Source organism: Bacillus sp. FMQ74 (genome assembly GCF_001875785.1).
Taxonomy (GTDB): Bacteria; Bacillota; Bacilli; order Bacillales; family Bacillaceae; genus Bacillus; species Bacillus stercoris.
This window is the reverse complement of the sequence record NZ_MOEO01000001.1, coordinates 623,762-648,980: the sequence shown is the minus strand read 5'-3', so window position 1 is coordinate 648,980 and position 25,219 is coordinate 623,762. Positions and strand designations below refer to the sequence as shown.

23 protein-coding genes, 1 riboswitch and 1 other annotated feature are annotated in these 25,219 nt (G+C 43.6%); all 23 genes read right to left on the bottom strand.

Features of this window, described 5'->3' with window-relative positions; translation table 11 throughout:
* Positions 1 to 80: 80 nt before the first annotated feature.
* The 23 genes from pyrP to BLL41_RS03385 all read right to left on the bottom strand — a co-directional run bounded on the left by pyrP (position 81) and on the right by BLL41_RS03385 (position 25,201).
* Positions 81 to 1,388 carry a uracil permease PyrP gene (gene pyrP / locus BLL41_RS03495; RefSeq protein WP_071576805.1) on the bottom strand — a complete coding sequence of 436 codons (1,308 nt, stop codon included), beginning with the start codon at positions 1,386 to 1,388 and terminating at the stop codon, positions 81 to 83.
* A 174-nt stretch (positions 1,389 to 1,562) separates the two neighbouring features.
* Complete coding sequence (pyrR, locus tag BLL41_RS03490; RefSeq protein ID WP_003221477.1) at positions 1,563 to 2,108, bottom strand: bifunctional pyrimidine operon transcriptional regulator/uracil phosphoribosyltransferase; 546 nt, start codon at positions 2,106 to 2,108, stop codon at positions 1,563 to 1,565.
* A gap of 181 nt (positions 2,109 to 2,289) precedes the next feature.
* Positions 2,290 to 3,201, bottom strand: a complete 912-nt coding sequence (locus BLL41_RS03485) for an RluA family pseudouridine synthase (protein WP_071576804.1) — start codon at positions 3,199 to 3,201, stop codon at positions 2,290 to 2,292.
* Position 3,202: 1 nt separating this feature from the next.
* Positions 3,203 to 3,667 (bottom strand): signal peptidase II, encoded by a 465-nt coding sequence (lspA, locus tag BLL41_RS03480; protein WP_003245047.1) that lies wholly within the window; start codon positions 3,665 to 3,667, stop codon positions 3,203 to 3,205.
* Between the two features lie 102 nt (positions 3,668 to 3,769).
* On the bottom strand, positions 3,770 to 4,144 hold the full coding sequence (gene ylyA / locus BLL41_RS03475) for a sporulation-related RNA polymerase-binding protein YlyA (RefSeq protein WP_003245479.1): 375 nt from the start codon (positions 4,142 to 4,144) through the stop codon (positions 3,770 to 3,772).
* 145 nt (positions 4,145 to 4,289) lie between these two features.
* The gene (gene ileS, locus BLL41_RS03470; protein WP_071576803.1) at positions 4,290 to 7,055 is read right to left on the bottom strand and encodes an isoleucine--tRNA ligase; all 2,766 of its coding nucleotides are present in this window, start codon (positions 7,053 to 7,055) and stop codon (positions 4,290 to 4,292) included.
* 52 nt (positions 7,056 to 7,107) lie between these two features.
* Positions 7,108 to 7,334 (bottom strand) — a binding site (T-box leader).
* Positions 7,335 to 7,396: 62 nt separating this feature from the next.
* A complete protein-coding gene (gene divIVA, locus BLL41_RS03465; RefSeq protein ID WP_003221468.1) occupies positions 7,397 to 7,891 on the bottom strand; it encodes a septum site-determining protein DivIVA in 495 nt (164 codons plus the stop codon).
* Between the two features lie 93 nt (positions 7,892 to 7,984).
* Positions 7,985 to 8,758, bottom strand: coding sequence for a YlmH family RNA-binding protein (locus BLL41_RS03460; protein ID WP_071576802.1), 774 nt, complete (start codon positions 8,756 to 8,758; stop codon positions 7,985 to 7,987).
* Positions 8,759 to 8,818: 60 nt separating this feature from the next.
* Positions 8,819 to 9,091: a YggT family protein gene (locus tag BLL41_RS03455; protein WP_003221463.1), complete on the bottom strand. Its 273-nt coding sequence runs from the start codon at positions 9,089 to 9,091 to the stop codon at positions 8,819 to 8,821.
* A 6-nt stretch (positions 9,092 to 9,097) separates the two neighbouring features.
* Positions 9,098 to 9,553: a cell division protein SepF gene (gene sepF / locus BLL41_RS03450; RefSeq protein ID WP_014476753.1), complete on the bottom strand. Its 456-nt coding sequence runs from the start codon at positions 9,551 to 9,553 to the stop codon at positions 9,098 to 9,100.
* Positions 9,550 to 10,242 carry a YggS family pyridoxal phosphate-dependent enzyme gene (locus BLL41_RS03445; RefSeq protein ID WP_071576801.1) on the bottom strand — a complete coding sequence of 231 codons (693 nt, stop codon included), beginning with the start codon at positions 10,240 to 10,242 and terminating at the stop codon, positions 9,550 to 9,552. Before BLL41_RS03445 ends, sepF begins: the two co-directional genes overlap by 4 nt.
* A 5-nt stretch (positions 10,243 to 10,247) precedes the next feature.
* Complete coding sequence (gene pgeF / locus BLL41_RS03440) at positions 10,248 to 11,084, bottom strand: peptidoglycan editing factor PgeF (protein WP_071576800.1); 837 nt, start codon at positions 11,082 to 11,084, stop codon at positions 10,248 to 10,250.
* A gap of 162 nt (positions 11,085 to 11,246) precedes the next feature.
* On the bottom strand, positions 11,247 to 11,492 hold the full coding sequence (locus BLL41_RS03435) for a YlmC/YmxH family sporulation protein (protein WP_003232153.1): 246 nt from the start codon (positions 11,490 to 11,492) through the stop codon (positions 11,247 to 11,249).
* 82 nt (positions 11,493 to 11,574) lie between these two features.
* Positions 11,575 to 12,855 (bottom strand): N-formyl-4-amino-5-aminomethyl-2-methylpyrimidine deformylase, encoded by a 1,281-nt coding sequence (gene ylmB, locus BLL41_RS03430; protein ID WP_071576799.1) that lies wholly within the window; start codon positions 12,853 to 12,855, stop codon positions 11,575 to 11,577.
* 86 nt (positions 12,856 to 12,941) lie between these two features.
* A riboswitch (TPP riboswitch) is annotated at positions 12,942 to 13,043 on the bottom strand.
* 12 nt (positions 13,044 to 13,055) lie between these two features.
* Positions 13,056 to 13,850 (bottom strand): ABC transporter ATP-binding protein, encoded by a 795-nt coding sequence (locus BLL41_RS03425; RefSeq protein WP_071576798.1) that lies wholly within the window; start codon positions 13,848 to 13,850, stop codon positions 13,056 to 13,058.
* 147 nt (positions 13,851 to 13,997) lie between these two features.
* Positions 13,998 to 14,780 carry an RNA polymerase sporulation sigma factor SigG gene (gene sigG / locus BLL41_RS03420; protein WP_009967190.1) on the bottom strand — a complete coding sequence of 261 codons (783 nt, stop codon included), beginning with the start codon at positions 14,778 to 14,780 and terminating at the stop codon, positions 13,998 to 14,000.
* 142 nt (positions 14,781 to 14,922) lie between these two features.
* Entirely contained in the window at positions 14,923 to 15,642 is a 720-nt protein-coding gene (sigE, locus tag BLL41_RS03415) for an RNA polymerase sporulation sigma factor SigE (RefSeq protein WP_003221446.1), read from the bottom strand.
* 62 nt (positions 15,643 to 15,704) lie between these two features.
* Positions 15,705 to 16,634, bottom strand: coding sequence for a sigma-E processing peptidase SpoIIGA (gene spoIIGA / locus BLL41_RS03410; RefSeq protein ID WP_071576797.1), 930 nt, complete (start codon positions 16,632 to 16,634; stop codon positions 15,705 to 15,707).
* A gap of 193 nt (positions 16,635 to 16,827) precedes the next feature.
* Positions 16,828 to 21,129 carry a bacillopeptidase F gene (locus BLL41_RS03405; RefSeq protein WP_071576796.1) on the bottom strand — a complete coding sequence of 1,434 codons (4,302 nt, stop codon included), beginning with the start codon at positions 21,127 to 21,129 and terminating at the stop codon, positions 16,828 to 16,830.
* A 301-nt stretch (positions 21,130 to 21,430) separates the two neighbouring features.
* Positions 21,431 to 22,579: a cell division protein FtsZ gene (gene ftsZ, locus BLL41_RS03400; RefSeq protein ID WP_003232167.1), complete on the bottom strand. Its 1,149-nt coding sequence runs from the start codon at positions 22,577 to 22,579 to the stop codon at positions 21,431 to 21,433.
* A 35-nt stretch (positions 22,580 to 22,614) separates the two neighbouring features.
* Entirely contained in the window at positions 22,615 to 23,937 is a 1,323-nt protein-coding gene (gene ftsA / locus BLL41_RS03395) for a cell division protein FtsA (RefSeq protein ID WP_071576795.1), read from the bottom strand.
* Positions 23,938 to 24,110: 173 nt separating this feature from the next.
* On the bottom strand, positions 24,111 to 24,476 hold the full coding sequence (locus BLL41_RS03390; RefSeq protein WP_003238683.1) for a small basic family protein: 366 nt from the start codon (positions 24,474 to 24,476) through the stop codon (positions 24,111 to 24,113).
* A gap of 17 nt (positions 24,477 to 24,493) precedes the next feature.
* A complete protein-coding gene (locus tag BLL41_RS03385) occupies positions 24,494 to 25,201 on the bottom strand; it encodes a DUF881 domain-containing protein (RefSeq protein ID WP_071576794.1) in 708 nt (235 codons plus the stop codon).
* Between the last annotated feature and the right edge of the window lie 18 nt (positions 25,202 to 25,219).

The window sequence follows — 25,219 nt, the reverse complement described above, 5'->3', positions numbered from 1 at the left end:
ATGGTTAAATAGAGGGCAGCATTGAAGCTTCCTTCTCTTCATAACCCTTCCAAGCCTCTCTGGACTTTCATTAAAAGGTTTTAAATATGATGTTGTTCAGCTGTGTCTGCCTGCTCTTCCTTCGCTTCTGGAAGAATCAGGTTTAAGATGACACCGACAATTGCGGCAAGCGCCATCCCTGACACTTGGAATCCGCCCTGAGACACTTGGATAAATGCGCCTCCTACACCGATCACTAGGATCACCGATGTGATAATGAGGTTTCGGTTATTTTCATAATCAATTTTGTTGTCAATCAGCATTCTCAGGCCGCTTGAAGCAATGATTCCGAACAGCAGGAAGGAGACGCCTCCCATGACCGCTGACGGCACTGAACTGATCAGCGCTGAAATTTTGCCGATAAAGCCGAAGCAAAGGGCAATCACTGCCGCGCCTCCGATGACAAAGACGCTGAATACTCTTGTGATGGCCAGCACGCCAATGTTTTCTCCGTAAGTCGTCGTCGGCGGGCCGCCGATCAGAGAAGCAAGGATTGTCGCCACGCTGTCACCCATAATGGAGCGATGCAGTCCCGGCTTTTTAATGAAATCTTGTCCAACAACCTTACTCAGCACCATTTGGTGGCCGATATGCTCTGACATTGTCACAAACGCGACCGGTACCATTGCGGCCGCGATGCCGAGTGTTACTGACGGCGAATAGTCTTTGAACGGGATGATAAATTCAGGCACTGCGAACCATTTCGCGTCAAGCACCGGCTGGAAGTTGACAATCCCTTGAGTAAGGGCGAACAGGTATCCGCCGATGATTCCAATCAAAACCGGTATCAGGCTTAAGAATCCTCGCAAGAAAATCGCGCAAATAATCGTGATGGCCAGCGTAACGCCTGCGACACTGAAGTGCTTTAAGCTGTAGACCAATTCACTCGCATTCGGATCAGCATACATCGCCATGTTTACCGCAGTGCTTGCAAGTCCCAGCCCGATGACGATAATAACAGGTCCTACGACTACAGGCGGGAGAATCTTCATCAGCCATCCTGTGCCAAGCTGCCTGATCAATAAGGCAATCAGCCCGTATACCAGCCCTGCAAGAAACGCCCCGACCATTGCCGCTCCCGGCCCGCCGGTCGCTTTTACCAGTATGATCGGTGAAATAAAGGCGAAGGATGAACCGAGATACGCCGGAATTTGCCCTTTCGTAATAAGAAGGTACGCCAGTGTTCCGATGCCGCTTGTCACCAACGCCACAGCAGGACTCATTCCGACGAGCTTCGGAACCAAAATAGTTGAGCCAAACATGGCAAACAAATGCTGAAGGCTGAATGAAACCCAAGAGAAAGGTGTCGGGATATCCCTGACCCCTAAATTTACTTTTTTCTTACTCATGATGATTTCCCCCTGATTGTTGACTTTCATTTTAGGTTGACTCAATGGCTGTATAAAAAAACCTCTTTGCTATTTTTACGCAAAGAGGCATACAAAGACCTGCCGAATACATTTTGGGCCTTTGTTGTGCACCTCTTTGCAACCTCTCTGGATTGCCCTTAAAAAGGTGATCTATTATTCATTTTCATAAATGGCGACGAGATCGTTTTGATCTACCTCATCAAGCTGGACCATAACCTTTTCAGCCTTTGATGTCGGGATGTTTTTCCCGATATAATCCGCTCGGATCGGCAGCTCCCGGTGTCCCCTGTCAACAAGCACAGCCAACTGAATAGAGGAAGGTCTGCCTACATCAACAAGCGCATCCATACCTGCTCTGACTGTTCTTCCGGTATACAGGACATCATCAACGAGAATGACTTTTTGATCTGTGATATCTACCGGAATATCTGCACCTTTAACAAGCGGTTCTTCGTTGCTCGTTTTTTTAGAAAGATCGTCTCTGTAAAGAGTAATATCAATTTCACCGACTGTAACAGGATTTCCTTCAATCTGTTCAATTCGTTCCGCAAGGCGTTTTGCCAGGTAAATCCCTCTTGTCTTAATGCCGACAAGAATGCAGTTATTCATTCCTTTATTGCGTTCGATCATTTCGTGCGCAATCCTAGTCAGGGCCCGTCTGATTGCCTGTTCGTCGAGAATGACAGCTTTTTGATTCAATTTGTGACACCTCACAGTTTATATAGAAGAAAAAAACCCTCCTGCCAGAGCATAGAGGGTTTTTAGGACAAGGTGCGCACTATACACGCATCCCGTCTATCCGTTATCCTTCTCAGCCTCTCTGGACTGTTTTAAAGAATCTATTCAGCTTTGTTCATTATTTCAGAAAATAAACACTCTGTCAACCGTTTTTTCTGAGGTTTTCGATTAATTTTGCCATATCCTCAGGTAGCGGCGCTTCAAATTCGACATATTCTCCTGTTCGCGGATGGTCAAAACCTAAAACGCCCGCGTGAAGCGCCTGGCCGTTAAAGTCGATTGTTTTTCTCGGACCATATTTCGGGTCTCCCGCTAATGGGAATCCGATATATTTCATATGAACACGAATTTGATGGGTTCTCCCTGTTTCAAGCTGGCATTCCACTAACGTAAAGTCCTGAAAACGCTCAAGTACATGAAAATGAGTGACAGCGTTTTTGCCATCACGTGTCACAGTCATGCTTTGACGGTCTTTTTTATCCCGTCCAATCGGCGCGTCAATTGTGCCGTCATCATGAGAGATAAGCCCGTGGACAACAGCCGTATACTTTCGCGTGACCGTTTTGTTGACCAATTGGTTTACAAGTGACTCGTGTGCCATATCATTTTTCGCCACCATTAATAAGCCGGACGTGTCCTTATCGATTCTGTGAACAATCCCCGGACGCATCACACCATTTATTCCGGAAAGGTCTGTGCAATGAGCCATAAGGCCGTTTACAAGTGTGCCCGTAAGATGACCGGGTGCTGGGTGCACAACCATTCCGCGAGGTTTGTTGACGACCAGCACATCCTGGTCCTCATAATAAATATCCAGATCCATAGGCTCTGCCAGGACGTCGAGCGCTTCCGGTTCGGGTACAGTGACGGTCACCTGATCACCCGGCTGAATTTTATAATTCGCTTTCACCGCGCTTCCGTTCACGACAACCTGTCCGTCTTTTACCCATTGCTGAACCTGGGTTCTTGACCAATCATTCTCAGTCGATGCCAAAAATTTATCAATCCGCTCACTTTTTTGTTCTTCTGAAGCGGTTATATCAATTTGATTCATGCTATTGCTCCTTTTTCTTTTTCCCGCTGTCCAACAGCATTTGTATAAATAAAAGCATTACGCCGACACATAGTGAAGAGTCTGCGATGTTAAATATCGGGTAATTGTAATTGACAATAATAACATGGATAAAATCCACAACTTCCTGTCTGACAGCCCGATCGATAAAGTTGCCGATGGCACCGCCAAGCATAAGCCCGAGGGCAACGCCAAGAAGCCTTTGTCCTTTTGTATAACGCTGTATGTAATAAACAATACCAATAATAACAGCGGTTGTTATGAGGTAGAAAAACCACATCTGACCCGCTAATATCCCCCATGCAGCACCCGTATTGCGATGGGAGGTGATATAGAATACCTGATCAATGATCGGAATGCTTTGGCCAAGTTCCATGTTCTTAACAACTAGCCATTTTGTCAATTGATCGGCTGCAATAATAAGTAGTGCAATCATATAATACAGCACAAACGTTCCTCCAGTTTACGGTTACTTTAATCCATTATGCATTTTATCAATAAAAAGCACTGGAGTAAAGAAATATCAGGCATATTAACCGGCCAGACACTGTTATTCATACAGTGCCTGACCATATTCGATATCCGTTGATTTCCATATCGGAAGCGTTTTTTTCTCAAATTGGACAGAATAAAGAAAATCGTTTGCTGTTCGGGCCGTCGGCAGCACTGCCAGCTTTGCAAGAGGAATAGGAGCCCCGGTTTCTTCACAGTATCCGAATGTGCCGTTTTCGATTTTGGACAATGCAAGGAGAACGTCTTGAAGCTCTTCTTTAATATGATAGATCAGAGTTGCTTTTTGTTTTTGATTGATTGCTGCTTGCGGGCTTGTAGAAACCTGAAAGCAAGAATACTCAAATAATCTCGACTGTAATTCTTCTTTCATCAGAAGAAGTTCCGTATAAATTGCGGTCAGTTGATCATTCATTCTTCACAACTCCTGCTCTTAACGTAGTACCTTTATTGTTGCCTATGAATGATGATCTAAAGCCCATAAGATTTTTCCTGCCGTTCTAAAGGATGTCACTCTTGGCACAAAAAAAGCCCGGCTTTTACGCCCGGGCTCTTTTGCATTATTTTTGATAGTATTTTTCAACGATTTCAGCGTTGCGTAATGAAAGTGTAGGATATTTCGGATTTGCACCTACATCTTTTGAAATCACACGTGATCTCTCACACATTTCGCCTTCCGCTTTCTCGACAGCGATTTTACCCGTCGGAAAGCTTTGCGCATCGTTCGGCGCTTCATGTTCTTCACTGATTGTCAGTTCTGACACAATAAACAGTTGAGAAAGATTTTCTTTAATGGAAGCCAAGAGCTCTTTATTTTCTTTATTTGGATACAATTTCAGGTTAGCTTCCAATGATTTACCGATAATTTTTTCATTCCGCGCAGTTTCTAATGCTTTTAGCACGTCATCACGAAGAGCCATAAAGCGGTCAAATTTCTCTTCAGTCGCTTCACTGTTTGGAACTGCGATTGTTTCCGGCATATCTGTCAGCTGAACGCTCTGCTCTTCAACAAATGTTAAATGCGACCATAATTCGTCAGCCGTATGTGGAAGGATAGGCGCTGAAAGCTTCACTAATGCAAGAAGCGTTTCATAGAATACTGTCTGCATGCTGCGTCTATCCGGATGATCCGCATGCTCGATGTAGACAATATCCTTTGCAAAATCGAGATAAAATGAGCTTAATTCGATTGTGCAGAAATTATGGATGCTGTGATACACAACCGCAAATTCGTACTCATCATACGCTTTTTTCACTTTATCAATCAGTTTGTTCAGCTTAATCAGCATATACTGATCCACTTCACGAAGATCTTCCACAGCCACCGCATTTGTTTTTGGATCAAAATCGAAAAGGTTGCCGTGAAGGAAACGGAACGTGTTGCGGATTTTACGATATACTTCCGCAACCTGCTTCAGAATGGCGTCAGACACGCGAACGTCCGCCTGATAATCCACTGAAGATACCCATAATCTTAAGATGTCGGCACCAAGCTGTTTCATGACTTTAGCCGGAACAACAACGTTACCGATTGATTTACTCATCTTGCGTCCTTCGCCATCCAGTGCGAAACCATGGCTAAGCACACCTTTATACGGCGCCTTCCCTGTTACGGCTACTGCTGTAGAAAGAGAAGAGTTAAACCAGCCGCGATATTGGTCAGATCCCTCTAGGTATAGATCAGCCGGGCGTACGAGGTCATCACGTTCTTCAAGCACTGCTTGATGTGAAGAGCCTGAATCAAACCAAACATCCATAATATCCTGTTCTTTTGTAAATGTGCCGTTCGGGCTGCCAGGATGCGTAAAGCCTTCCGGAAGAAGATCCTTTGCTTCTTTTTCAAACCAAATATTTGATCCGTGCTGTCTGAACAATTCAGAAACATGTTCAATGGTTTCATCCGTAATAATTGGTTCTCCATTTTCGGCATAAAATACCGGAATCGGCACGCCCCACGCACGCTGTCTGGAAATACACCAGTCTCCGCGGTCACGAACCATGTTGTGCAAACGCTGCTCGCCCCATTCAGGAACCCATTTGGTTTCTTTAATAGCATCCAGAAGGTCTGATCTGAAATCTTTAATAGATGCAAACCATTGCGCTGTCGCTCTGAAAATGGTTGGTTTTTTTGTTCTCCAATCGTGCGGATAAGAGTGAGTAATGAATTCAAGCTTCACAAGTGCGCCTTTTTCATCAAGCTGCTGTGTGATCGCTTTGTTTGCATCATCATAGAACATGCCTTCAAAGCCAGGAGCTTCGCTTGTCATTACACCTTTTTCATCGACCGGGCAAAGCACATCTAAGCCGTATTTTTGGCCGATGATAAAGTCATCTTCCCCATGTCCTGGCGCTGTATGAACACAGCCTGTTCCGGCATCAGTTGTTACGTGTTCACCAAGCATAACGAGAGAATCTCTGCCATATAGCGGGTGTTCAGCGATAATGTTCTCAAGGTCTTTCCCTTTGACCGTTCTTGTCACTTCATACTGATCAAACCCGCATGCCGACGCAACATTTTCGACTAGAGCACTTGCTACGACAAAGCGGTCTTCACCTACTGCAATCACGCTGTACTCAAGATCAGGGTGCACTGAGATCCCGAGGTTCGCCGGAATTGTCCAAGGCGTTGTTGTCCAGATGATGATGCGCTCACCGTTTTCAAGAACGCCTTTTCCGTCTTTTACACCAAAAGCGACGTAAATAGATGCTGAACGTTTGTCTTGATATTCGATCTCGGCTTCTGCCAGAGCAGACTCACTTGAAGGTGACCAGTTAACCGGTTTAAGACCTTTGTAAATGTAGCCTCGTTTTGCCATCTCACCAAATACTCGGATTTGCTGCGCTTCATATTCCGGTTTTAATGTTACATATGGGTTTTCCCAATCGCCGCGGACGCCAAGACGTTTGAATTGCTCACGCTGTCCCTCGATTTGTTTCCAAGCGTACTCTTCGCACAGTTTGCGGAATTCCGCTACTGACATTTCTTTACGGTTGACTTTTTTGTTTTTTGTCAGAGCTGTTTCAATTGGCAATCCGTGTGTATCCCAGCCTGGTACATACGGTGCGTTGTAGCCGCTCATTGATTTATAGCGGACAATGAAGTCTTTCAAAATCTTGTTAAGCGCATGGCCCATATGGATGTCGCCGTTTGCATACGGAGGTCCGTCATGTAAAACAAATTTCGGGCGGTCTTTCGTCCGTTCCTGCACAAGACGATAGATATCCTCTTCCTCCCATTTCTTTTGAATGTCAGGCTCACGGTTTGGCAAATTTCCACGCATCGGGAAATCTGTTTTTGGCATTAAGAGCGTGTCTTTAAAATCCATTTTCATTCCTCCACTGCATTTTTTCAGAAAATAAAAAAAGCCCTCTCATCCCATAAGGGACGAGAAAGCTTATCTCGCGGTACCACCCTTTTAGAAAAAGCCAGCATACGCTTTTTCCTCTTGAGCATCGTAACGTGATGAACGTCCTAACCTACTGTGAGTTCAGAAAGGAAACTTAAGGGCTGATCTACATGATTCCGGCCATCCCGGACTCTCACCATCTCCGGGTCGCTATGAAGGCCTGAAGGAAACATGACTGTCCCTTTCAACCGTTTTTTCATCTGAATTTATGAACGTATTATATTCGACAAGCTAAGAAAATGTCAAGATAATCAGAGAATTTATTCCTTTTCCTCAAATACAGCGTCGACTTCATACTCAAGGAGATGATCCCAATCGTCATTTTTCAGAAGATCGAGCTGGGCCTCAATCAGCATTTGGAAACGTGTTCTGAACACTTTAGACTGTTTTTTCAGCTCTTCGATTTCCATGGCGATTTTTCTTGATTTTGATAACGATTCGTTGATAATGCGATCAGCATTTTTCTCCGCTTCCCGTACGATCAGCTTTGCCTCTTTTTGAGAATTGCGTTTTACGTCTTCAGCTGCTTCTTGGGCAACTAAAATCGATTTATTCAATGTTTCTTCAATATTGGCAAAGTGTCCGATTCTTTCATCAAGCTCATTGACTTTTGCTTCTAGTTCCGTTTTCTTACGGAGAACAATTTCGTAATCTTTTCTGACTTGCGCTAGAAATTCATTTACTTCATCTTCATCATATCCGCGAAAACTTTTTGTAAACGTCTTGTTGTGAATATCATTTGGCGTTAATGGCATGATGCCACCTCCATTTTTACATTTCAGTACGGTTATCTAGTTCACATTATAAAACAAATTTCGCACAGATGGAGAAAAAAACTGAAAAACCGACTATTTTTGTCGTTCAAACGTAACTCTCCATTTGTCTTTTTTGGTTTTTCCTTCGATTTTGGTTAAACTGCAGCGACCAAAGCCTCTGATAGACAGCATGTCCCCTTCTGCCACTATGTAGGAAGGATCTTCAACTACCTTCCAGTTCACTTTTACAAGCCCGTTTTTCACAAGTGTCTGTGATTTCTGGCGGGATTGCCTGCTCATAGAGGCGCAGACAGCGTCAAGCCTTAAAGAAGAAACCGTGTCATCTCTTATTTCGACATCAATAGCCGGAATGTTAAGGTCTGACAAGCCAATTTTCTCAAGGCTGACTGTCGCTTTGCCTGCTTGAGTCAGCTGTGCGGCCACAAAATCAGCGGTATCGGCTGATACAATCAATTGCACAGCTGATTCAGAAAACACGATGTCACCGAATTTTTGCCGCTTCAATCCTATGCCCATTAATGCACCAAGCAGAGAACGGTGATCTACTGAGACAAACTTGTCAGCATAACGGACGTTAAACGCCTGCAATTCAAAATCCGATTCTTCTGGTGTAATGTATTCTGGATACAGAATCGCCCGTTTCCGTTCCGCTCTGTCATAGCCGCCGGAAAAAGCAAGCCCGACGTCTGTCTGTCCCGTAACAGCAGTGAGGATGACCTGCTCTCGAGGGTCTAAAAAGTCGGTCAGCTTCATTCTGTACTGCTCCTGGACAATTCTTTTCCATTCGAGCGCCTGATCAATAAAGGCCCGCTCGTCTTTTCTGAAGTGCTGATATATATCGCTCATCGTCTTTCCCTTCTATGTAAAGAGGCTTGGCTGCTGCCAAGCCCCTATCAAACTGTCACATTAAAACGCAATCATGCGATAAAGTCCCCACAAGCCGGTTGTCGCAAACCGAAGCACAAGGATTGCTACGATTGGTGAAATATCCAGCATTGCAATCGGAGGGATAATTTTTCTGAATGGTTCGAGATATGGTTCACAAATCGATGCTAAAAAACGCCCGACTGCTGTTTCCCTCGTACTCGGCACCCATGACATAAAAATGTATATGATCAGGGCAAATGAGTATATTGTGATTAATAAGCTTAAAACCGAAAAAACTTGATAAAGGATCATCTCGCTTTACCACCTCTGATGTTCGTCTTCAGATATGAGCTCAGAAATTGTGCCTGATACATCTACGTTGTCAGGCGTGCAGAGAAAAATATCTGAGCCGATTCTTTGAATATCTCCGCCGATGGCATAAACGGTTCCGCTTAAAAAGTCAACAATCCGCTTCGCCTGGTCATGCTGTATCCGCTGAAGATTGACGACAACTGCCCGCCGGTTCTTCAAATGGTCGGCTATTTCCTGCGCCTCCGCATAAACGCGCGGCTCACTCAACACCACTTTAGAGGATTTCTGAACACTTTGCAAGCTCACTACATTCTGTTTGCCTGCAGGTTTATTCCCCGTATAAGCCGGCTTTTCTTTTTGCTCATGCTCCTCATGAGATTCCCGCTCTGTCTCAATATATTCATATTCGTATTCTTCATCTTCCATTGAGAAAAAGTTTTTCAGTTTATTTTTCATACTCATTGCTGTACACCCCCTGTTTCATTTCCGACTAACGATGAGCCGATTCTAATATAAGTAGCTCCTTCTTCAATTGCAATTTCAAAATCATTTGACATGCCCATCGACAGTTCAGTACACGGAGCGTTCGGCTGCTTCAGTTTCTGAACCTGGTCACGGAGTTCTCTCAGCGACCTGAAACAGCTTCTGATCTGATCTTGATCATCAGTCAGCGGAGCCATTGTCATCAGTCCGGCCACTTGGATATGTTCGAAACCGGAAAGCTCCTGTATGAATGGAATGACTTCTTCTTTTTTCATGCCGTGTTTAGAAGGCTCAAGAGAGGTATTGACCTGCACAAAGCATCGGACAGTACCTTCAGCCCGTTTTTCAATTTCTTTCGCTAATGAGAGACGGTCTAGGGAATGGATATAAGAAACCGCATTGACGACAGATTTTGCTTTTCTTGATTGCAGACTGCCGATAAAATGCCATTCCGGATCCCCTTTAATCAATTCCTGTTTGCGGAGCAATTCCGCATCCCGATTCTCTCCGAGGCAGGTGATGCCAGCATCTACTGCCTCCTGTGCTCTTTCAGGTGATACATATTTTGTGACTGCAATAACCGTAACTTCATCGGAGCTGCGGCCCGATCTGTTACATGCTTCGTTTATTCGTTCGTTTATATGTCGTAAATTATCAACAACACGCAAGATCTTTATGCCTCCTTCATTCCGATAAAGGACATCATCCGTCCAGTTTTCCCCTGATCGCGGCGGTGAGAATAGAAAAGAGACGGCTCGCTTTCCGTGCATAAACCGCTGACAGAAATTTGTTCATTTGCCAAACCGCTGTCCATCAGTATGAGGCGGTTCAGCTCTTTCAAATCAAGCTGATATTGTGCCAATGCCGTCTGATTAACAGCACGGTCTGCTGAAACCGGCAATGCCCGGACAGCATCCATGACACGGTCGTCTACCGTATAGCATGCTCCGCTGATAGACGGGCCAATAACAGCCTGAATATCTGAAGGATTTGAACCTTCCTTCTCAGTCCATTGCTTCACCATTTCTCTGCCAATCTGTTTGACAGTGCCTTTCCACCCGGCATGGGCAACTCCGACAAGTGATTTAACCGGATCATAAAAGAAAAGAGGCACACAATCAGCAAAGCATAATGCTAAGAATACATTTTTTTCATTTGTATAGAGCCCGTCCGTTGCTTTTAGCGCTGTGTGATACTCACGGGCGCCTTTTCCCCTATCCCTCTGCGTCACTTTGTAAACGCGATTATCATGTGTCTGATCAGCGAATACCCAAGACTGCAAATCAGTATTAAACATATCGGCAATATATTCACGATTTTTAACTACATCTGCATCTTTGTCATGAACGTGCAATCCTGTATTTAACGATTCAAAAGGCTTTTGGCTGACACCGCCGTTTTTTGTCGTAAATCCGGCAATGACCTCTTTGTTGTTTTGATTCGTTTGAGCCCAGTCTTGTATCATGAGTGTCGAGGGTGTGGTAAGACTGAATGGGTGATATGTATTCATGATGATCCAACCTTTCGACAAACATTTAAAAAAGCGGAATTTCCCACTTATTTTACCACATCTTACTGCATTCGTTGAGCGCCGATTTGCATATTTCTAAATGAAATGTGCCGGAAGAATCGAGGCTTCCGGCATTTGCCAATCTGCGGCAGACAAACAGGTTTATGCATGCGGTTCACTTAATCGGACCAAGATTACATCTTCCCCGATTTTTACTATATTTCGCCATGGAATGACCAATTCCTCTTCTTTTCCAAAAAATCCGAGAACTTTCCCATTTCCTCCGAGTATGATCGCCTGAATTTTTCCAGTAGTCACATTAATATCAATATCACCAATACTCCCCAGCTTTTTTCCGTTTGAGACATTTACGACATCCTTCACCTGAAATTCTGAAATGCTGATCATTCCATCACGTCCTTTTTCCGTCCTTTTGTTCAAGTATATGAACGGGCAGGCTGAACCTTGTCAGCAAGAAGAAATTTTCATGTCACTGTTCTTTTTTCCTGCTGCACCAGTTGATGATAAAATCGAGGATAATTTTTGTATACTCTACCAGCTGCTCCGTCGATACTTTCTCGTTCACGGAGTGTGCATTGTGCAGATCGCCAGGACCGTATATCACGCATGGAATACCGGCATCATACAGCCATCCGCCATCTGTAACTGATTGAGAAACGTCAATAATTGGACTCTCCCGTTTCACTTTCTCATGAGAGGCAGTAAGCGCTAAGACGCCTGGGTGGCCAGGGTCAACTTCCAATGCCGGAAAAATTTCTCCTCTGTCTTCAATCATAGATGAGCCTCCCCACTTAAATACAGGGCGGTTTTCCCTGAGCCAAATATCACTGTCACTCAGCCGATTGACGTAATCTTCTATTTCCGCTGCCACTTGGTCATGGGTTTCATTCGGATAAAAATGGACTGTGATCCACAGCCGGCATTCGTCCGCTATAAAAGCCGCATGTCTGCCGCCTTCTATAACAGCCGGGTTAATTGTATTTGTGCCAGGTTTAAAGCCGGGATAACTTTTCATAATGGACCAGTGGCGCTCAAGTTCACCGAGCCCCGCAATGATTTTCGCCATTTTTTCAATTGCGCTTGCTCCGAATGTTCCTCCGCCTGCGTGAATCATATTCCGTCTCGTTCCATCATGAAATGTTTGACTGCTTTTGATTTCGATCCAGCCTGTAATGACACCGCCTTGGCCTTGAATATGCATATCGCTCGTATCCGCGACAATTGCAAAATCAGCGTGGTAGCCCCTCTTGCAGCATTCAAGCGTGCCGGCTTCTCCAACTTCCTCCCCGATAACCGATTGCAGAATCAGATCACCGGGAAGTTCAATGCCTGCTTCACGAATCAATTTGACAGCAAACAGCACACACGCCATTCCGCCCTTCATATCGGAAGCGCCTCGCCCGATTAAGAGACCGTTTTTTTCAATTGGATGAAATGGATCATGCTCCCATTCTTCATCCTCTTTTACCTCTGCCACATCTACATGACCATTGATGATCAGGCTATGATATTCTGCTGAACCTGTTCCCTTTAGCTTGCCTACAACATTGGGATCTCCAGGGTACACATCCCATTTGTCGATCGAGAATCCTAATTCATTTAAAAATCCCGAAATCCATGACTGAATCCCCTCTGTATTTCTTGCAGGCGGAGCAGGTGTTTGATAAGAAATCAGCGTTTTTGCCAGCTGAACAAGCTCCTCCTTTTGTTCTTCCACTTTTTTGAGCAAAAAGTCTATTTGTTGATCCAATCTAATCCGCTCCTATTCTTCAAAAATAAAAAGCCGCTTCAAATGTTATGAAACGGCTCAATAAAAACAAACAGAGTCCTTTGCACTCTGTTTATTCACCGCTTCCCTCCGCTGGCATGATCCAGATCAGGTCAAAAGGGTTGAGACAAAGTCTCTCTCAGCTTCGCAAAGCACCCCTAGGATGAATCTATATATGTTTGTCAGGCATTCGTTATCGGCTCAGCTCTTGTTAAAAACGGCCGATCCTGATTCCATAATACATGGATTGGCGTATCAAAAAAAGCGGAAAGTATTTGATCAGTAAGCATTTCCTTTATTTCTCCGGATCCAAAGACCTCTCCCTGTTTTAATAAAAGAGCTTTATCAAAGACAGGCAAAATTTCTTCAGCATGATGAGTCACATAAAGGATAGATGGTGCATTTTCTTTGTTTGCAATGTATGTAATCGTATCTAACAGCTTTTCCCGGGCAATAAAATCCAGCCCTGTGACTGGTTCGTCCAGTATCAGCAGCTCCGGATCGGCCATTAGTGCTCTAGCAATCAACGCTCTTTGTTTTTCCCCTTGGGAAAGGGTTTCATAGCGGCGATCGGCATATTCAATTGCTCCCAAGTCCTCTAACAAACCAATCGCTTTTTCCCTGGTTTCCTTACTTGGCGTTTCATATAATCCAATCGAAGCGTAAGTTCCGCTCAAAGCAATTTCAAAGGCTGAATCTGCCGGATACAATTTTTGCTGAAGAGCTGCTGAGACGAGGCCAATTTTACGTCTGAGTTTTTCCCCAAGCTCCGTTTTGCCAAATTCATGGCCAAGCACCTGCATCTCGCCTGATGTTGGAAAATAATATGAGCAAAGCATATTTAACAGCGCTGTCTTCCCGGCGCCATTTAGGCCGTAAAGCACCCAATTTTCCTTTTCTTCCACCTTCCAATGAATATCTCTCAGTATCCATTTCCCATTCCGTTTTAGTGAGACATTGTCAAGCTGCAAAATCATCGTGGTCCTCCTCTTTATTACCTTTTATAATTATTTTAATTTTCATAAAACTTTGTACGAACTAGGATACCTTACTTTTTTCAAAACGTAAACCATCCGTAATCAATAGAAAAGCCTTTAAAACAACATCGTTTTAAAGGCTTTTCATTATTGATGAATATTTTTATTCATTTGTTTGATTGCCGCTTTTTCAAGTCTGGACACCTGCGCTTGGGAAATTCCGATTTCCTCTGCGACTTCCATTTGGGTTTTTCCTTGGAAGAATCGTTTTCTCAAAATCATTTTTTCCCTATCGTTGAGCCTTCTCATGCCTTCTTTTAAAGCCAGCTCTTCAATCCATTGTGAATCTGTATTGCGCTCATCACTGATTTGGTCCATCACATAAATCGGGTCTCCGCCGTCGTTATAGATCGGTTCAAATAGAGAAACCGGATCCTGAATGGCATCAAGCGCAAATACAATTTCCTCATGCGGTACTTCAAGAACTTTTGCGATGTCTTCTGCAGTCGGCTCCTTGCTTGTCTCACTGATTAACCGCTCTCTTACCTGAAGCGCTTTGTAAGCGATGTCCCGGAGTGATCTTGAGACACGGATCGGGTTATTATCGCGTAAATATCTGCGGATCTCTCCGATAATCATAGGTACAGCGTATGTTGAAAACTTAACATTGTGGCTTAGGTCAAAATTATCAATGGATTTCATTAGTCCGATGCAGCCGACTTGAAATAAGTCATCAACATACTCCCCTCTGTTATTAAATCGTTGAATGACACTTAAGACAAGACGCAAGTTCCCATTTACAAGCTTTTCTCTTGCTGAATCATCGCCTTCATCCTGTAACTGTCTAAACAGCTTTCTCATCTCTTCATTCTTGAGTACTGGTAATTTGGAGGTATCCACCCCGCAGATTTCGACTTTATTTCTCGACACTTTTTTCCCTCCCTACAGGAGCTGCTGTTGTACAACGTTAAGTATCTCCTTGGGTGGGAAAAATATGCACTGCACTCAGGCCGAAAAACTGTCGAAATCAGGAAATCCCTGTAAAATCAAGGGGTTCTAACCATAAAATTTTTTACACCATTTTGTTGAACTCTTTTCTCAATCTTTTTATAATTCTTTTCTCAAGCCGTGAAATATAGGACTGTGAAATCCCCATCATATCCGCTACATCCTTTTGGGTTTTTTCTTCTTCACCGACAAGCCCAAACCGCAGCTCCATAATTTGCTTTTCTCTCTCATTAAGCTGTTCAAGCGCTTTTTTCAAAAGCTTTTTATCTACGTTAGCTTCTATGTCTTTAGTGATGATGTCATCGTCAGTGCCGAGCACATCAGAAAGCAAAAGCTCATTGCCGTCCCAATCAATATTAAGCGGTTCATCAAAGGAAACCTCTGAACGGATTTTGTTATTTCTCCTCAGATACATCAGAATTTCATTTTCTATACAGCGGGAGGCATAGGTCGCCAGCTTAATTTTCTTTTCTGGATTGAATGTATTCACAGCTTTGATTAATCCAATGGTACCGATGCTGATTAAATCCTCTATATTAATTCCCGTATTTTCAAATTTACGGGCGATATAAACGACCAGGCGTAAATTGCGTTCAATTAAAATGGCGCGTGCCGCCTGATCGCCGTTTGGGAGCTTCATTAACAACACCTGCTCCTCATCTTTAGACAATGGAGGCGGCAGGGCTTCACTCCCGCCTATGTAATAGACTTCATCGCTTTTCAGCCCAAGTTTCATCAGCAGCTTATACCAGAGGTGCGTCAACCGTAACTTTAGTTTTTTCATCTTCCTCTCCCTTCTAAATGTACCGCCGTTTGAGTATGATAAGTAACGGACATTTGCGAGCATTATGAAACGTGTTTGACAGCCTTGCCCGAAAGCATTTTCGGATGAATAATCGCATCAAACTCTCCATCTGCCGAAAGCTTTGTTGTGCTGATACCGATTAAGCATTTATCTGCAGAAATCATTTCTTCTTTTGTCATAATCGTTACGTGATCCGGTTTAACGCATAATAAAAATTGATTTTGCTGACCAACTCCCCTGTATGGAATCAACCTCATTTTATCTAAAAAGCGAAATGAATCATCAAGCTGTTCGATAGCTTCCAGCGGGTCTGTGTTTCGAATGATCATCGTTTCGGCTGCTCCGAAAATCGGCTCCAATTTATCAACGTAAATGATCATAACCGGTGTTTTTGTAAGAGGATCGTACAGCTGATTGCCGGAATCAATCAGTCCTCTGACATGAAGTGTTTGGTTGCCCAAATCGGCCTGCACGCTGACTCGTTCCTCGTATTGAATGTTTTTTGTTTCAATATCTTCGATTCTTCTTTTAGAAAAAAACCATAATGCTGGAAAGCCAGCAACAATAAACAACCAGCTGATCGGGTCTCCAAACCCTGTTTGATTGGTAATCATGACACCGTTTCGAACAATAGAATTTGACTGCAGCAAAGAATGAGCTCCGATAATTCCTCCCCCCATTAAAAAAGTGGCAAAATAAAAGGAAAACAAATTTTGAAAGAAAAAGCGAAATCTTTTAAAGCCAAATGTCACCATCACAATCACAACCGAAAAAGCTAGCTTCCCAGCCGGATGGTCAACAATCGGCGAAAAAGGAGTAAACATCAAAAGGACAATACTTGAACCGATGAACGCCCCGCCTATCAGTCTTCTTTTTTTCACATGCCGTTTTAAAATAAATGCCGTGAGCAAAAGCAAAAGTGCATCAAAACAAAAGTTTAACAGCCAAATGACATCTAAATAGATTTTCACATCTGACTCCTTTCTTTCTTGCCCTTACGCTGTTCCTCTTCTTGCTTCATAAGTATAAAGCAAGCTCTGTGGGAAAGTCTGTCAATTAATGTTGAGAGGAAAATACAATTTTTCAGGGAAATCTGCTTAATTTGTCGAGAAAGTGTAATGAGAGGATAAAAAAAAGCTGCCAGTGACGGCAGCTTTTTTCCACTTACTTTTCTGTATTGATATTAAGTTTTCCATTCGCAGTTTTTCTAGTTTCATTTCCATAATCATCTCGTACGATCACTTCTACTTTTGCTCCAGTTGCTTTAATAGAAGAAGTGGCTGTCCAATAGCCTTCATATCTCCCCGGAGAAATTTCTCTTAACGGGAGCTCGGTGGCGTTTTGCACACTCGCTCTTGCATTTGTCAGCGGCATACGAATGATAAACGTTGCATCCAAATCCTCAGCGCTTGAGAAAGCGATTTTCACAGATTCACCGGCTTTTAAGTTTTTATCCTCTCCCGGAATCAAGCCGGTAATGACAGGCTTTTCAAAGTTGACATCAATGACTGTCTTTTTCGTCGTTTTGTTGCCTGCTAAGTCTGTAGCAATCACCTTGATTTCATTTCTTCCATTCTCCAAAAGAATACGGGCTGAGTATGAACCATCAGCTACTGTTGCTTTTTTGCCATTCACCTTGACGTCTTTCAGATTGTCATCGGATACAGCCCCTTTGACAGTAAGCGTTTCTTTATTTGTTTTCTCGCCATCCTTTGGATTGTCCAGTGTTAATTCAGGCTTTTCTTGATCAAGCGTGACCGTGATCGGGCTGGAGGCATCCGTTGTTCCGTTATCTGTTGATGCAGTTGCCGTGAGCTTATTTTCACCCTTGCTGAGTGTGATGCCTGTCTGGAACGTGCCGTCCGCGGCAGTTTTTGTTTCTCCTGCTTCTTTCTCTTCATTATAAATGTGTACCGTTGTACCAGGTGAAGCTTTTCCTTTTACAGTGACGTTCTCCTTATTTGTGTATGACTTGTCTGTCGGTGAAGTAATCTCAGGTACAGCAGCTTCGTAATCAACTAATGCGCGAATCATATAGTTGCCGTCTGCTTCGTCACCCGGCTCCCATTTCCCACCTATATACTGCCAATTGCGGCCGGAATTCTTGCCGGTTTCATCCATTGCCAGTCCAGGTGAATACGGGTCAGGTTTCGACTGGATATATACGAGATAAAAGTCTTTATCGACCATAATCCCTTTTGAACTGAGATCTACCTTAGTCCACTCGCCATTGCGAAGAGCTTCAGCGTTAAATGGCCCGGCAATTTTCTTGCCCGGTGCTCCGTCTTTTCCTGTAGCATCGTATACCTCAACCTTAAACTCTGTACCGCCTGGATCTGGGAACTCTGTATCCCAGAATCTAAACAGCCCTCCTGTAAGCATGCCTTTGTCCTTGCCGTCAGCCAGCGTCATTTTTACCGCCCATCCGTTACCGGCAGCAAAATAAGAATTGGCATTCTCGGCTGTCCCGTCATCATATGCAATTTCACCTGGGTAACCGACGAAAGGCTTCAATGCAGTTTCTTTTGTAACATTACCTTTTAACTCAACGGAAAATTCATCGCTGTAATAACCCGGCGCAGCGACTTTAATCGTATAAGCGCCTTCATAAGCCTCGAGCGTATATTCACCTTTGTCGTTCGTCGTAGCCGGTTCAACCGCAGCATCCTCTACAACATAAATGGAAGCGCCTTTTACCGGCTCTTTTGTCGTTTTATTGATAACCGTACCTTTTAATGTGCCCTTCTTCATTTCTTCTAACGTAAAATTAGCTTGTGTCGTCTGGTCCGCCTGCAAAGAAACTTTTTGTGTTTTCGATTGATAACCGTATGCTTCTGCGATAAGCGTATAGTCTCCCGCTTTGTGCGTCAGCGTGTACCGCCCTGTGGATTGATCTGAATATGTTGATTTTCCTGTTTCCACTACACTGACTTGTGCCCTGAGCGGCAAAACTTGAGGCTGTATAGCTTTACTGTCGGTTTTTACAGCTGTCTTTTGAGACGGCTTAGCTTTTTTCGGATTTACTGCCTTTTTCTTTTGTTTTCCAGACGGCTTTTCGACGCCCAGCTTATTCTTTTTGGCTGTTTTCCCGGCTGATTTGTCTGAAAGCGCTACATCATCAATGTACCAGCCCTCTTTGTTAATACTTTCATCTGATTGTAGGTTAAACATCACTTGAATGTTTTGACCTTTATAAGCCGATAAATCAATTTCTTCCTCCGTCCAGCTTGATGTCTTTCCATTATACACACCAGCCTGCTCCCAATTCTTTTCACCCTCAGGCAAAACAAAAACGTAGCCGTAATCAAAGTCATCCTCTAAATTGTGCCAGCTTTTAAATTGAAGAAACAGACTTCCTGAATCAGGCACTTTAACAGGAGGCATAACAAGGTTCATGTTTGCTGAGTTGGCATAATTACCCGTCAGATTTGTTCCATATACTTTTTCTCCGGATGCTGCTGTATTTGGGCCAGTTGACGGAACGCCCCATTCCCAGTTATTATTTGTTCCGCTTGCAATCCAGCCGCCGGCTGCAGTTTCAAAATCCTGCTTATATCCCACCGTGATGCTTGGTTTCACTGTTATATCATATATGTCAGACAAAACCATATGTCCGCCAAAATCCTGAATGATCCACTTATAGCTTAGTTTAGTTCCTTTTATATCTGGGATCTCTGCCTGATACGTTCCTTTTAGATGATCACCACTGATTCGTTTAGCCGTTACCTCTGTCCATTCACCTTGATCAAGCTTGTAGGACAGTTTTACAGATGTCACACTCACATTGTCTTCAGCTGTTATAGTCAGCGGCAGGCTGCCCCCTTCATACGCTTCTGTCGCTTTCTCATGCTGGAAGACAGGAGGCTCTTGATCATCCCCCTCTACAGAAACTTGTCCTTCTGCTTTGCCTAACCCATCTGTGACAGCGGATACAGCATCAAAAGCGTTCACCAAACCATGGCCATATCCGTTATTCGGAGAATCAGGGAATGTTGAATCCGTCAGCGGTTCAGCCGTGCTGGTTAATATATCCTCCATCTCATCGACAGAAAGTGAGGCATCCGCCTGTTTCAGCAGTGCAGCAACAGCGGATACATGCGGCCCTGCCATTGATGTGCCGTCCCATCCGTCCTCATATGTCTGACCGGGAACGGATGAACGAATATTTACGCCCGGTGCAGAAATTTCCGGCTTTATTTCATCATATGGAGATGGCCCTTGTAGAGAAAAGTCAGCGAGCTTTTTATTGATATCAGTCGCTCCAGTTGCAAACGATTCCGGATAGTTTGCAGGGTTTGCGATAGACCCAGGCCCGCCAGGAATAAAGAGATCTGTATTCCCCGCAGAAAACTCAGGGAAAATGTCGGCCGCACGCCAGGCATTGACCATGTCTCTATACCATTCATCAAGTCCTGAGCCTCCGCCCCATGAGTTATTGACAACATCAGGAGCCATTTCCGGGTGAGGGTTGCCCTCTGCGTCCTTTGGTGCTAAAACCCATTCACCAGCTTCCAAAATGTCAGCATCAGTGCCGCCATCTTCCGAGAACGCTTTAACAGCGATCCATTTTGCGCCAGGCGCTACACCGATTTGATTTTTTCCATCGGGCTCAGCTCCCACCATCGTACCTGTCACATGAGTTCCATGAGCCAAATCATCATAAGGGCTTGCCCCGTCTGCTACAGCATCATACCAGTTCATTTCATTTTCAGGCTCATCGGGATTTTCCGGGTTATATCCGCGATATTTCTCTTTTAATGCCGGATGATTCCATTCCACACCGGTATCAATGGACGCAACAACTGTACCAGTTCCATCGTATCCAAGCGCCCAGGCTTTTGGAGCATCGATTTGGTCTACATTCCATTCCACACCGTTAGTTGCTTTAACAGCTTTTTGCGCTTTTTTCATATTAAATGGGGAGGATGACTTAAAAAGCTGCCGTTTCTCATTAGGAAGCACCTTTTCCACTTCGGGAAACTGCGCCACTTTTTCCATAACCTCTTTTGAGGCATGAACAGCAATCCCGTTCACCACATAATAAGAATGAATCTGGTCTGCATTTCCTTTATCTTTCTGGGTGTTCAAGTATGTTAGGACGTCTTGCTGGGATTCATCAGCTGTGACTTTTAAAGATGACACTACGGCAGAACGCTTTTGATATTCCGTTTTAGCGGCAGACAGCTTCTTCGATTTCGCTTTTTTAACAGCCGCTTTTGCCGCTTTTTCTAAGTCGGCCTGATCTTTAAATTTAATCAGAAAGGTCGTTTTGTCTTTCTTCTTAAAGCTTTTCTTTAATGAACCTGAGATCTTGTTTTGAATGGATTCCGCAGATTGAAGCTCCTTTTTAACAGAAGTTGAGGTGACTTTGCTGCTTGCCCCGGCTGCTCCCGGAAACAGCAGTGAACTAATGACAACCGTACTTAAAACAGAGCTGATGAGTCTGTTCTTCGTTTTTTTCCTCATTTTCATCCCCCTTTTTCAACATGCTTTGTAAAAAATATGTCGTCCCTCCTTTTAAAAATGAATGGTTTGTCAGAACATCGCTGTATGTTAACTGTAGACAATCTGAATTACAGATATTGTCGTTTCATGTCAGTTAATTTCCATATATATGAAAATGATAAAATTGTCACGAAAATAAACAGGTCTATTCATCTATTTTGTTACTAAACGAAGGATGTAATAGGGAAAAAGACTATATAAGAAGAAAGTTTGAAGAGAAAAACAAAAAAGGACAAAATCGAAAACGATTTTGCCCTTTACATTAGCCGCGTTTATTACGGTTTCTTAAGAATGTCGGGATGTCAAGCGTATCATCAGCCGGCTGTGAAGTATGACGGCTTACTGTGTTCTGCTGCTGAGGCTCCTCACGTTTTGGCTCACGCTTTGGAACACTTTGATTGTGTGTTTTGATGCTTTGATTTAAGCTTGGACGCTGAGGCTTCGTCACGTCCTTTTCTTGTTCAATAAAGCCAGTTGCAATCACTGTCACCACAATCTCATCTTTTAGATTTTCATTAATAACAGAACCGAAAATCATGTTTACGTCTTGATCAGACGCCGAAGCGACAATGTCTGCTGCTTCCTGAACTTCATATAGGCTGAGGTTTGTTCCCCCAGTGATGTTCATGAGAACGCCTTGCGCACCGTCAATGGCCGCTTCAAGAAGCGGGCTGGAAATGGCTTTTTTCGCTGCCTCTGCCGCACGGTTTTCCCCGGTAGCAATACCGATACCCATCAAAGCAGATCCTTTGTTTGACATGATTGTTTTCACATCAGCAAAGTCAAGGTTGATAAGTCCAGGTGTAGCAATCAAGTCAGAAATACCTTGGACCCCTTGGCGGAGTACGTTATCCGCTTCACGGAATGCTTCAAGCATCGGTGTGTTTTTATCAACAATTTCAAGGATACGGTCGTTCGGGATCACAATCAGTGTATCCACCGCTTCTTTCATTGCCGAGATTCCGCCTGCAGCCTGAAGCTGTCTTTTGCGTCCTTCGAAGGTAAACGGTCTTGTCACAACTCCGACTGTTAATGCGCCTAAGTCTTTCGCGATTTGTGCGATAACCGGTGCGGCACCTGTTCCTGTTCCGCCGCCCATACCAGCTGTCACGAATACCATGTCAGCGCCTTTTAACGCTTCTTCAATCTGCTCTTTGCTTTCTTCAGCGGCTTTTTTTCCGACTTCCGGATTCGCACCTGCTCCCAATCCTCTAGTCAGCTTTGCGCCGATTTGCATTTTCACTTCTGCTTTTGACAGGTTAAGAGCTTGAGCGTCCGTATTTACCGCGATGTACTCTACTCCTTGCACTTCATTTTCAATCATTCGGTTAACGGCGTTGTTACCGCCGCCTCCTACTCCGATTACTTTAATTGATGCTAAGCCGTCTATGTTTGTTTCGAACTCCAACATGCTAAATCCTCCTAATCTGCCGAATGACTATCTATCTATTCCCAAAACATGCTTAATAGTTTTTTCATTTTGCTCTGTTTATTATGTTCGGCTTGTGTTTTTTGTTTTCCTTTTGGCCGCTGCTGCACCTCATTTTGATGATGATGCTGCTCTTGTTCCTCAGATGATGAGACTGCGATTTCCTGTATCGCTTCTTCAGGCATCTTAAAGCCTATTTTTCTGCCTTGGATTCTTGCATTCCGGCAGGCGAATTGGATCAGGCCTACTCCCGTCATATATTGAGGATCTCTTACACCGATATAATTCGGGCTTGCCACCCTGACGTTATTTTGCAGCACATCCTGTGCCAAAGACATGACACCCGGCATTGCTGCTTGTCCTCCTGTCAGCACGAAGCCTCCCGGCAGATCGGTAATTCCCATAATGCGAAGCTCTTCTGAAACAATTTCAAGAATTTCTTCTACTCTCGCTTCAATGATATTCGCTGCTTCTTGCTGTGTAAATGTTTGTTTTTGATTGGTGCCTATTACGGTTACCTCAAATACTTCATCCTCCGAGGCTTCGTCATAGTAGGCATGTCCAAATTGTTTTTTTACGCGTTCTGCTTCTTCTGTTGACGTTCTCAATCCGATGGAGATATCTTTGGTGATATTTTCGCCTCCGAGAGGAATGACACGGGTAGAAGTGAGATGTCCGTTCTGGAATACGGCAATGGTTGTTGACCCTCCCCCTATATCAATGAGAGCCACACCAAGGTTTTTCTCGTCCTTTGATAATGCAGCAGAACCGGCTGCCAGCGGCTGAAGACAAATATCAGTTATTTCAATACCAGCTCTTTCAACACAGCGGAGTAAATTATGTAAGATTGTTTTTGAACCGGTGATCAAGGTGCCCTCTACTTCTAAACGCACACCCAGCATTTTTTTCGGGTCGGTGATTTCATCTCTTCCATCTACGATAAACTGTTTAGGAATGACATCGACAATCAGCTGTTCGTGCGGTACTGAAACAACCTGTGCCGCCTCCATGACACGGCGTACATCTTCAACCTGAATTTCTTTATTTTCACTGGAGACTGCTACAACACCGTTTGTATCTAGAATATTGATATAATTTCCATTAACGCCGACAATAGCTTTTCTAAGCGGAAAACCTACCATTCTTTCAGCTTGGTCAAACGCTTTTCTTATAGAATGAACGGTCTCATCTATATCAACGATTGAGCCTTTTTTCAACCCTTCAGACGGTACATTTCCCACACCGATAATATTAAGGGAATCATCTGTCATTTCTCCGACGATCACTTTTGTATTGGACGTACCGATGTCAAGACTGACGTAAAGTTCATTGTTGTTCATTCTATGGCACCTCCTCACATTTCGATCATTTCTATTCTATTATTTGCGGAACAACAATACAATGAATGTGGCTTTACAAGTGTGTAACAAAAAATAACAACAGAATATTTTTATGTGCTATTCACATTTTATGTTTATTGAAAATATTCGTTATATCCTATGTATATCCTCTTTTATATCACATTTTTTTTATTTTTTTTAGAAAGAGTCCACTTTGTTAGTAGATTTCTTCTGATAACGGCTATATTCTGAAATAATCTGACTCCAAAAGCGAATATACCTGCTAAATACAAGTCTACACCAAGATGGACTCCCAGAAAAGCTAAACTTATTGCCAATATAATATTAAAAAAGAAACCGGAAACAAATACCATTTCATCATATGTACCTTGTAAATGCGCCCTGATTCCGCCGATTAATGTATCAAGTGCGGCAAGCACCGCAAGCGATAAATAGTTTGAGTATTCACTCGGTATCGTTAAGTTTGTCATCAGTCCAATCGCTATTCCGAGCACCAGTCCCAACACGGGCAGCCACATGACAATTCTCCTCCTTTTCAGTCTTTAAGCAGTTTCAGCTGTTGTACGTCCAATGGTCTGTCATATGCTTTTAATGTTAGTTTGCTTTCAGATTTACCGGCTTTTAATGCTAAATTTTCAGATGCAAAAAGATCCTCAAGGCCTGACCCCTTCACTCTGCTGTACAACATGTCCGGATCTTTGGCAAGCACTTTTACTGTTAAAGGATAATCGTCAAGAGCGTACCCGTCTATTTTTGTTGTGCCGTTGATATCTCTGATGACTGTATGATTCACAACTCTTCGCTCGTTAATCGAGATATGCTCTGCACCGAAGGAGTTGAGTTCATTCATAAGCTTTTTCAGCAAATCCGGAGGCGGATTTTCAATCGGCTCTCCTGTTAAGCTTTCAGAAAAAAGCGGGGAAATGGTGATGACAATTCCGCTACCTGTTATATCGGTCATGCCGGCTGTTTTTTTTAAGGTTTGCAAGGTATTATTGAGCGCGGTTTCTTTTGTCATTTCTTTCGTTTGCGAATAGCTATTCAGCAGTTTATCATATTTGTTTATTTCAGCCAGCAGCTTTTCCTGCTTCTTCTGCTCTGATGTCAGCTCTTCCCTAATGTCCCACATATCTCTTGTATCCCGGACTTGAGGATACTTTAACGAATTAAACTGAACAGATATCATCAGGCCGAAGATGACCATAAGCACACTGATGCTTATGAAGGAACGCTTTATTTTCAATCTGTTTCACCCGCTTTT

Bases quoted from the DNA above. Each gene is read 5' to 3' on its own strand.
- pyrP (WP_071576805.1), bottom strand. From the start codon at position 1,388: ATGAGTAAGAAAAAAGTAAATTTAGGGGTCAGGGATATCCCGACACCT.
- BLL41_RS03485 (WP_071576804.1), bottom strand. From the start codon at position 3,201: ATGAATCAAATTGATATAACCGCTTCAGAAGAACAAAAAAGTGAGCGG.
- ylyA (WP_003245479.1), bottom strand. From the start codon at position 4,144: ATGAATGATCAACTGACCGCAATTTATACGGAACTTCTTCTGATGAAA.
- ileS (WP_071576803.1), bottom strand. From the start codon at position 7,055: ATGGATTTTAAAGACACGCTCTTAATGCCAAAAACAGATTTCCCGATG.
- divIVA (WP_003221468.1), bottom strand. From the start codon at position 7,891: ATGCCATTAACGCCAAATGATATTCACAACAAGACGTTTACAAAAAGT.
- BLL41_RS03460 (WP_071576802.1), bottom strand. From the start codon at position 8,758: ATGAGCGATATATATCAGCACTTCAGAAAAGACGAGCGGGCCTTTATT.
- BLL41_RS03455 (WP_003221463.1), bottom strand. From the start codon at position 9,091: ATGATCCTTTATCAAGTTTTTTCGGTTTTAAGCTTATTAATCACAATA.
- sepF (WP_014476753.1), bottom strand. From the start codon at position 9,553: ATGAGTATGAAAAATAAACTGAAAAACTTTTTCTCAATGGAAGATGAA.
- pgeF (WP_071576800.1), bottom strand. From the start codon at position 11,084: ATGAATACATATCACCCATTCAGTCTTACCACACCCTCGACACTCATG.
- BLL41_RS03435 (WP_003232153.1), bottom strand. From the start codon at position 11,492: ATGATCAGCATTTCAGAATTTCAGGTGAAGGATGTCGTAAATGTCTCA.
- BLL41_RS03425 (WP_071576798.1), bottom strand. From the start codon at position 13,850: ATGATTTTGCAGCTTGACAATGTCTCACTAAAACGGAATGGGAAATGG.
- sigE (WP_003221446.1), bottom strand. From the start codon at position 15,642: ATGAAAAAACTAAAGTTACGGTTGACGCACCTCTGGTATAAGCTGCTG.
- BLL41_RS03405 (WP_071576796.1), bottom strand. From the start codon at position 21,129: ATGAGGAAAAAAACGAAGAACAGACTCATCAGCTCTGTTTTAAGTACG.
- ftsZ (WP_003232167.1), bottom strand. From the start codon at position 22,579: ATGTTGGAGTTCGAAACAAACATAGACGGCTTAGCATCAATTAAAGTA.
- ftsA (WP_071576795.1), bottom strand. From the start codon at position 23,937: ATGAACAACAATGAACTTTACGTCAGTCTTGACATCGGTACGTCCAAT.
- BLL41_RS03390 (WP_003238683.1), bottom strand. From the start codon at position 24,476: ATGTGGCTGCCCGTGTTGGGACTGGTGCTCGGAATAGCGATTGGACTG.